Annotated in this window: 4 protein-coding genes and 2 pseudogenes; 5 read left to right on the top strand and 1 reads right to left on the bottom strand. The window is 64.4% G+C overall.

Annotated elements, in window-relative coordinates; genetic code table 11:
* The 3 genes and pseudogenes from ACLQI9_RS10475 to ACLQI9_RS10465 form a co-directional block, all read left to right on the top strand.
* A partial coding sequence (locus ACLQI9_RS10475; protein ID WP_442391647.1) for an ATP-binding protein occupies positions 1-2,442 on the top strand: 2,442 nt, incomplete at its 5' end.
* A gap of 82 nt (positions 2,443-2,524) precedes the next feature.
* Positions 2,525-2,767: a hypothetical protein gene (locus ACLQI9_RS10470; RefSeq protein ID WP_442378314.1), complete on the top strand. Its 243-nt coding sequence runs from the start codon at positions 2,525-2,527 to the stop codon at positions 2,765-2,767.
* 503 nt (positions 2,768-3,270) lie between these two features.
* Positions 3,271-6,210, top strand: a pseudogene (locus ACLQI9_RS10465) (MMPL/RND family transporter); the annotation flags it as partial.
* A gap of 38 nt (positions 6,211-6,248) precedes the next feature.
* On the opposite strand, the pseudogene ACLQI9_RS10460 reads toward ACLQI9_RS10465, so the two are convergent.
* A pseudogene (locus ACLQI9_RS10460) lies at positions 6,249-6,453 on the bottom strand (2-oxo acid dehydrogenase subunit E2); the annotation flags it as partial.
* 177 nt (positions 6,454-6,630) lie between these two features.
* Here ACLQI9_RS10460 and ACLQI9_RS10455 point away from each other — a divergent pair.
* Positions 6,631-7,005, top strand: coding sequence for a recombinase family protein (locus tag ACLQI9_RS10455; protein ID WP_442378312.1), 375 nt, complete (start codon positions 6,631-6,633; stop codon positions 7,003-7,005).
* A 2-nt stretch (positions 7,006-7,007) separates the two neighbouring features.
* On the top strand, positions 7,008-7,166 hold the full coding sequence (locus ACLQI9_RS10450) for a hypothetical protein (RefSeq protein WP_442378311.1): 159 nt from the start codon (positions 7,008-7,010) through the stop codon (positions 7,164-7,166).
* Positions 7,167-7,550: the final 384 nt, after the last annotated feature.

Below are 7,550 nucleotides of genomic sequence, written 5' to 3'. Positions count from 1 at the left end.
CAGGCCCAGCGCCGGTTCGGTGTGGGTATCGACGTCAGGGTGGGCGTGCACCGCGGGCTGGTGTACCTCGACGTCGCCCAGGACGACGTTTACGGGCTTGGCGCCAATCTCGCCGCTCGCGTTTGCTCATTGGCGCCGCCCGGGGCGGTGGTGGTGTCGGATGTCGTGGCGTCGCTCATCGGCGACGCGTTCGACATGGAGCGCCGCGAACCGGCCTCGGTCAAGGGGATCGCGGAGCTGGTCGCCCACTGGCGGGTGATCAGGGAACGAGCAGAGGCGTCAAGGATCAAGCGAGGCCCACTGATCGGCCGCGACCGTGAACTCGCGCGCCTCGAGAAGACTTGGGCGCGAGCGCAGTCCGGCAACCTGACCACGCCAGGCGTGGTCTTCCGCGGCGAGGCCGGCATCGGTAAGAGCCGACTCGTCGGTGCGGCGACGGAGCTGGCCGAACGCAACAGCGGTGCGGTGCTGGAGCTCAACGGGTCGCCGTTTCACACCGACGTCGGCCTGCATCCATTTCGCGCCTTGATCGAAAGTCGCTGCGGCATCGAGCAGTCCACCGACGCCGACGACCGGCTCAGAATGCTCGCAGCCGAAATACGTTCAGTGGGATCCGATCCCGCGGACATGGTCCCGTTCCTGGCGCGCGTGGTGGGTGTTCCGGCCGACGGCGATTATCGGCCAGTCATCGCCGAAGGCCAAGGACTGCAGGAGATGATCGTTTCGGCCGTCGGCGACTACCTAGCGGCATGTGTCGGCGACGAGGCGGCACTGCTGGTGGCTGAGGATGTCCATTGGTTCGACCCGTCGAGCCTGGAGGTACTCGGCACAGTGCTCCGCGGCGGGACCGGCCGCCTGATGGTGGTGGCGACCGGCCGTGCCGGAGGATGGCTGCCGACCGACTGGCCCGCGAAGGTGTTCGATCTGGCGCCGTTGACCGATGAGCAGACCGACGCGCTGACCGAAGCACTCGGCCCCGGTTTGACGGCCGAGCAGCGTGCCGCGGTGCGCGCGCGCTGCGACGGGATCCCGTTCTACATCGAACAGATCACCGCCGAGTTGCGAGCCGCCGGGGAGCAGGGCGAAGCCGGTGTCCCGGAGGCCTTGTACGAGCCGCTGTTCGCCAGGCTTCGGGCCAGCGCGCACGCCGTTCCTGTGGTTCGCGCGGCGGCGATCATCGGGAGGCAGGGAGACCGCAGCGAGCTCCAAGCGGTGCTGGACCTCACCGAGGCCGCTATCGACGACGCGATCGACGAACTGGAAGACGCGCAGGTCTTCGAGCCGTGGGGCGTTGACAGTTGGCGCTTCCGCCACGAGCTATTGCGGGAGGTCGCCGCGGAGTTTGCGCCGCCCAGTGTTGCCTGCGCCCTGCATGCTCGCGTCGCCGACGCGATGGTCGACCGGGGCGGCGATGAGGCGGATTGGCCGTTGGTCGGCGCGCACTACGAGCAGGGTGAGCGGTTCGCCGACGCTGTGTCGGCCTACCGAACCGCGGCCGCCCAAACACGTCGGCGCGGCGCACTCGCCGAGGCCCGGGTACACCTCACCAAGGCGCTCGACCAGCTGCGCGGCATAGCTGCCGGTTCCGAGCGTGACCGATTGGAATGCGGTCTGAGGCTGGAGCGCGGACATCTCGCCGGCATAGTCGACGGCTACCAAAGGCCATCTGCCGCAGGAGATTTCGAACCGTGCTTACAGCTACTCGGAGCGCACCCCAAAGACAACGAGCTGCTGGGGGCCCTTACCGCGATCATCAGCTATCACAGTGTGCGTTCGGATATGAACGCGATGGCTGAGGGCGTCGAGATGCTGCGCGCAAGCACCGATGAGCAGCGTCCCTGGCTGCGATACATCATCGAGTCGACAGCGGCCTGGGTAGCCTTGGCTCGCGGCGACCGTGAATCCGCTTTCCAGCACCTGGCCGCGTGGGAAGAGATACTGACGGGCGACGGCGCTCAATTCGCCCAGACAATCGAATTTGTCGGGCTCGACGGGTTCATCGATCTAGGTAGCGTGCGGACGCTCGACAGCGTCCTCATCGGCGACTTCGTCGGCGCTGACGCCATGCTGGCATGGGCGGAACGTCGTGTTGAGCGAACCAGTCCGGACCGTCGAGTGATGAACACCTGCCATGTAGATTCGCTTAGGTTCTGGGCCCTGCTCGAGCGGGGCGATATCCAGGGTGCTGCGACGCTAGCGCGACAGGTCCACGATCTGGCCGCATCACACGGCATCGACACGATCAGGCTGAACGGCGCTACCGCGCGCGCTGCGGCCGATGCGTTGTTGGTCGCGCACGGTGCCAACAGTGACCGCGATGAGTTACTGGGACGGATCGCACGGCTTACCAAACTGCTCGACATGTGGCGGCGTATTGGGCTGGAGGTGTATCGATCTCTCTTCGACGGGGTAGCCGCACGCCTGCTTCTGGATTGCCGATGACCCCGACAGCGCGCGCGCCTGGCTGGACACCTCGCTCGAGGTCACCGCCAGAATTGGTCAGCTCTCCTACGATGCCGAAATTATGCGCCTCCGCGCCCACACGGCAACCGATGCGGATCAACGCCAGGAGGAGCTCGTTGCGGCGCGGGAACTTGCCCGACGCCAGGGTTTCACGCTGCTGGAGTTGCGAGCAGCGCTGGACGATTTCGAGCTGCGTGGACAATCCGCGCGCGACGCGCTCGTTGATGTCGCCCGCCGGATGCCCGCCGAGGGTGGTGCGCCGGAACTGGCGCGCGCTCAGGAGTTACTGGCTGAGCGGGCGTGACCCGGGCCTGCGCCAAACCCGATGGGCAGCGTCGGCGTGAAATCACCTCGCGAAATGCTCGCCGCTGAGGGCGAGCTAATCGACACCGAGATCGACGGCCGGGATCGCGTCGGATTCAGCCACTGACCGCGACAGTACTCACAGAAATGAGAGTTACCGCGACGCGGTTGGTGGACTTTCACCTCTCGTCTGACAACAAGGTGTGGTACCAGTTCAGATGTTGACTCAGGCCATCGAGGTCAGGAAACAAGGTCACCTCGTTTACGCCTAATCGATCGCAGGAGTTGCGCAAGTCAGCGAAGCGGTCCGGTCATCTCGTATCTAGAGATATGGAGTCGATCAGATCTTGTCTCGTTGTTTGTCTGCTGTCACTGATGTCGCCGGTCGCCGGAATGGTTTTCGGGAGATATCGGCAGTTGTCATAAGAAGGCCCTATGGTCTTTCACAAAAATCCCTATGGTTTGGCATCAGCCCGCTGACAGAGTGTATCGCCTTTGTTATGAATGAAAAGCAGACCGTGGTCAGTCGTCAGCCGCGATAGGCGGGCAACCGTCACGGCCCCGGGGCGTCGCACGATTAAGGAGTGCGCCATGAGCCCTGCGATTGAGCTTTTCCGTTCCATAAGCGCTCGCTGGAATTGTCAGTTCGGAGAGGCGCATAGCACGCAGCAGACGCCGGGGTTCGCCGGTATCCGCGGCCGCTTCTTTGGTCTCTGCAGCCGCTATCCAGTTGTGGTGATTGGGCTCTGGGTTCTGTTGGCAGCCGCGGGTAATCTCACTATTCCTCAGTTGGAGCGCGTCATCCATGAGCATGCACAGTCCTTCCTCCCAACCGACGCCGAGGCCGACGTCGCTGCCGTCCGAATAGGCCAGCTATTCGGCGATTCCACCAGCGATAACCTGACGTACGTGGTGTTCGAGAGCGACCACCCATTACGCGAGGCCGACCGCAGCTACTACCGGGGCATGATGTCGGCGCTGCGATCGGATCGCGCCCATGTCGAATCGATGCTGGACCTGTGGTCCAATCCATTGACCGCTCCGATAAGCCAAAGCGCCGACGGTCGTGCGGTGTATCTGTTGCTTAGGTTGTCGGGGCAATTGGGCAGCGCCACGGCCGACGCTTCCGTCGCCGCCGTGCGCTTGGCGGTCGTCCAGCGGCCGCCTCCCGAAGGTCTGCGACTCTATGTCAGCGGTCCTGGCGGATCCCTTGTCGACGAATTCCGCACTCTGGATTCACAGCTGATCAAGATCACCGTCGCCACCGTGGCGCTGATAACGCTGCTGCTGTTCGCGGTGTATCGAACGGCTGTCACCGCCGCCCTGCCCCTGATCACGGTGTGCTTATCGCTGGCAGTCGCCAGACCGGTAGTCGCCGCGTTAGGTGCAAGCGGCATCATCGAGGTTTCGATCTTCTCGTCAGCGCTGATGGCAGCAATGGTTCTGGGCGCGGGAACCGACTACGCGATTTTCCTGCTGGGGCGCTATCACGAGAATCGCCGCAGCGGTGTCGATGTCGCGCCTGCGCTGGCTGGCGCCCACCGCAAGGTCGCGCCGGTGATCATAGCCTCCGCCACGACGATCGCCGCGGCGTTGTCCTGCCTGACCCTCACCAAGGTCGGCACGCTGCACAGCGCTGGGATCCCCTGTGCCATCGGGATCCTACTTGCGATGCTGGCTTCCCTGACGGTGATGCCGGCACTGATCGCGCTGGCCGCCCAGTTCGGCGGGGCGGAGCCGCGCCGATCGCGCAACATTCGACGCTGGCGGCGAGTGGGTACCGCCGTTGCGCGGTGGCCGGCGCTGATGCTGGTGACCGCCACGGCAGCGCTAGTGGTCTGCACGTTGCCGCTGCTGGGCATGCGGGCGGGTTTCAAAGAATTGACCGCGCAACCCGGCTCGACCGAATCCAGTCGGGGCTATCAGGCGATGGATCGCCACTTTCCGCGGAATCAGCTGCTGCCCGAAATCGTGCTCATCGAGTCAGATCACGATCTGCGCAGCCCCGCCGGCTTGATCGCCATCGACGGGGTGACCCGGCAGATCTTGGCCATCCCGGGGGTGCGGTCGGTCCAGTCCGTCAGCCGCCCGGCGGGGACTCCCATATCCGAGGCGACCCTGACCCACCAGGCTGGCGTCATCGGCGACCAACTTGACCCCAGCGCCGATTCCCCGAGCTTGGAGTCGATCAAGACGGTGCGTTCGACACTGGCTGGCCTCACTGGCGCTGTCGACCAGCTCGAGCGCGGGTTGACCGGCGGGGCGGAGGGGCTGCGGGAAGTTGGCACGGGCACCAAAACCATGCGGTCGGGGATGCAGCAACTGCACGACGATATCGACACGGTGTCCGGCTACCTGGACCCGCTGCGACACTTCATCGACACGATTCCCAACTGCCCCGATAATCTTCTGTGTGCGCCGATGCTTCGGCTGGTCGACCCGGTCGACGGCGTCATGCGCAGTACCAATGCCTTATCCAACAGTGCAACCCAACTCACCGACGGATCCGCGGACGCCACCGCGGCGCTCGCCAGCGCAGCAGAGGCGGTCCCGACGATACGGGCGTCGCTGACCGAACTCGGCCGGCTTGTGGACTCGATCGAGCCCCAGTTGCGGCAGATGACCCACCGCCTGACCGAGCTCAGCACCGACTTCCAGGGAACCGGGTCCGGCGGGTTTTACCTGCCGCGGAGCGCACTTTCCGACCCGCGGTTCCGCCAGGTCGCGCAGATGCTGTTCTCACCTGACGGCCACGCGACCCGGTTGCTGGTTTACGGTGACGGCGATGTCTGGGGTTCCGACGGCGCGCGCCGCTCCGCCGAAATCGAACAGGCGGTGGGCGAGGCGACCAAGGACGGCACCCTGGTAAAACCGGCGGTTCACATCACTGGGGTGGGTTCGGCCACCGCCAATCTGCGGACATTCGTCGAGCATGGTGACCGGCTGCTCGCGATCGTGGCGCTGACGCTGATCTTCCTCATTACCGTGCTGATGCTGCGCAGCCTAGTCGCCGGGGTAGTGGTCGTGACAACGGTGGTCCTCTCGTACGCCTCCGCCCTCGGTGCCAGCGTGCTCGTCTGGCAAGACCTGCTCGGACGCGAGCTGCATTGGGCGGTTCCCGCGTTCGCTTTCATCGCGTTGGTGGCCGTCGGTGCCGACTACAACCTGCTGCTGGTCATGCGGCTGAAGGAAGAGGCACACGCCGGACTTAAGACGGCCGTCATCCGGGCATTCGGCGGGACCGGCGGCGTGGTCACCACCGCCGGAATCGTTTTCGGCATCAGCATGTTCGCGATGCTCGGTGGCAATGTGCTCAGCATCGCGCAGGTGGGATCGACCATCGGCGTCGGGCTCCTCATCGACACCCTCGTCGTGCGGGCGTTTGTCGTGCCCTCGATAGTGGTCCTGCTCGGACGGTGGTTCTGGTGGTCGCCACGCGTGTCGGCGTTCGTGGTCGGCGGCGGCCCTCCCGTAAGTAAGTTGATCGGTGCCTCCGGTGACTCGACGAGTTGGCGGAGCTACCGAGCAACTGTGCCACCTTCGCACCGTTTGCGATTCGGTGGTCGAAGGCGCACGTCAGTGTCCCTGCGGGCGGACGACGATCGCGTCATCGACGACCACGGGCTACGGCTTCAGCGATCCCATCCCGAAGATGGCAGCCTTTCGGTGGTTGATCACGGGCACACCCTTCGGAAACCACGGCCGCTGTCTGGTTTCTAAACATTCCGGACCCGTATGAGCCGGTCCGCAGCCCTCGGAACGGACCAGCTCGAAGGGTCCGATATCCCAGTGTCACAAGCGAGTCCGACTTTCTCGTGGTCTGACACGGGATGGATTGTCGGACAGGATTTGTTGTACACAACGATGAGCACCGCCGTGTATCTCCGGGTATCCACCGGGCAGCAATCAGTCGATCAACAGCACGATGTCATCGCGGCCGCCGGCATCATTCCCGACCGGGTATTCACCGACACCGCCTCCGGACGCGCCGGTAGTAGCCGGCCCGGGTGGACGGAATGCATCGGCTGGCTCCGCGAAGGAGACGAACTCGTCGTCGCCGCCGTAGACCGGCTCGGACGGTCCGTTCGGGAAGTCGCCACCGCTCTGCACGAACTGACCACTCGGGGTATCCACGTCCGGTCACTGCGAGAAGGGGTGGACACGAGCATTCCGACGGGGCGTGCTATCACCAGCATCATGGCCACCATCGCCGAGCTGGAGCTGGAACTTGGCAAGTAGGCGTGCACACCACTGCATCGAACGTCGGCGGTGAGCCGGTTGATGCGCTTGAGCAGCTCGGTTATGCGTGTGATGTTGAAGCTCCACCGACTGTCGAGGCGATCGGCGAGTTGATTCGCCAAGCGTTGGCCTATACGCAATTTCTGAGAGAAAGAACCTGACGCACCGGCTGATCGACGCCGCCCTGACTCTGCCGCCACTAACCGAGTGGCCACAGGAAGGACGGGAAAAGCTCTGCGAGACGGGAAGATCCATCACGGGTCCCGCTGCTCGTCGCTACGGCTCGGTCCGAATCACGCCGTCTCACAGTAGATTTAGCGCAGGAGACGAGAATTTATTTTCGAGCCGGACTTTTGAGTCGAAGCGACTCGGGAAATACCGCTGGCCTGAGCGCGGTCGAGGCAGTCTCATAGGTGGTCTTGCGCTCAACCGGTCAGTGCATCGGTTGGATCAGGTTAGCCGGTCGTTAGCCCCAGAAGATGGGGTCGGCTCGTTCGTCGAGGTAGTCGAGCAGGTCTTGGACTTGTGGGCTGGGGTCGAGCGGG

The organism is Mycobacterium sp. (assembly GCF_052143115.1).
GTDB lineage: Bacteria > Actinomycetota > Actinomycetes > Mycobacteriales > Mycobacteriaceae > Mycobacterium.
The sequence above is the reverse complement of the archived record's forward strand: the minus strand, read 5'-3'. Positions and strand labels throughout refer to the sequence as shown.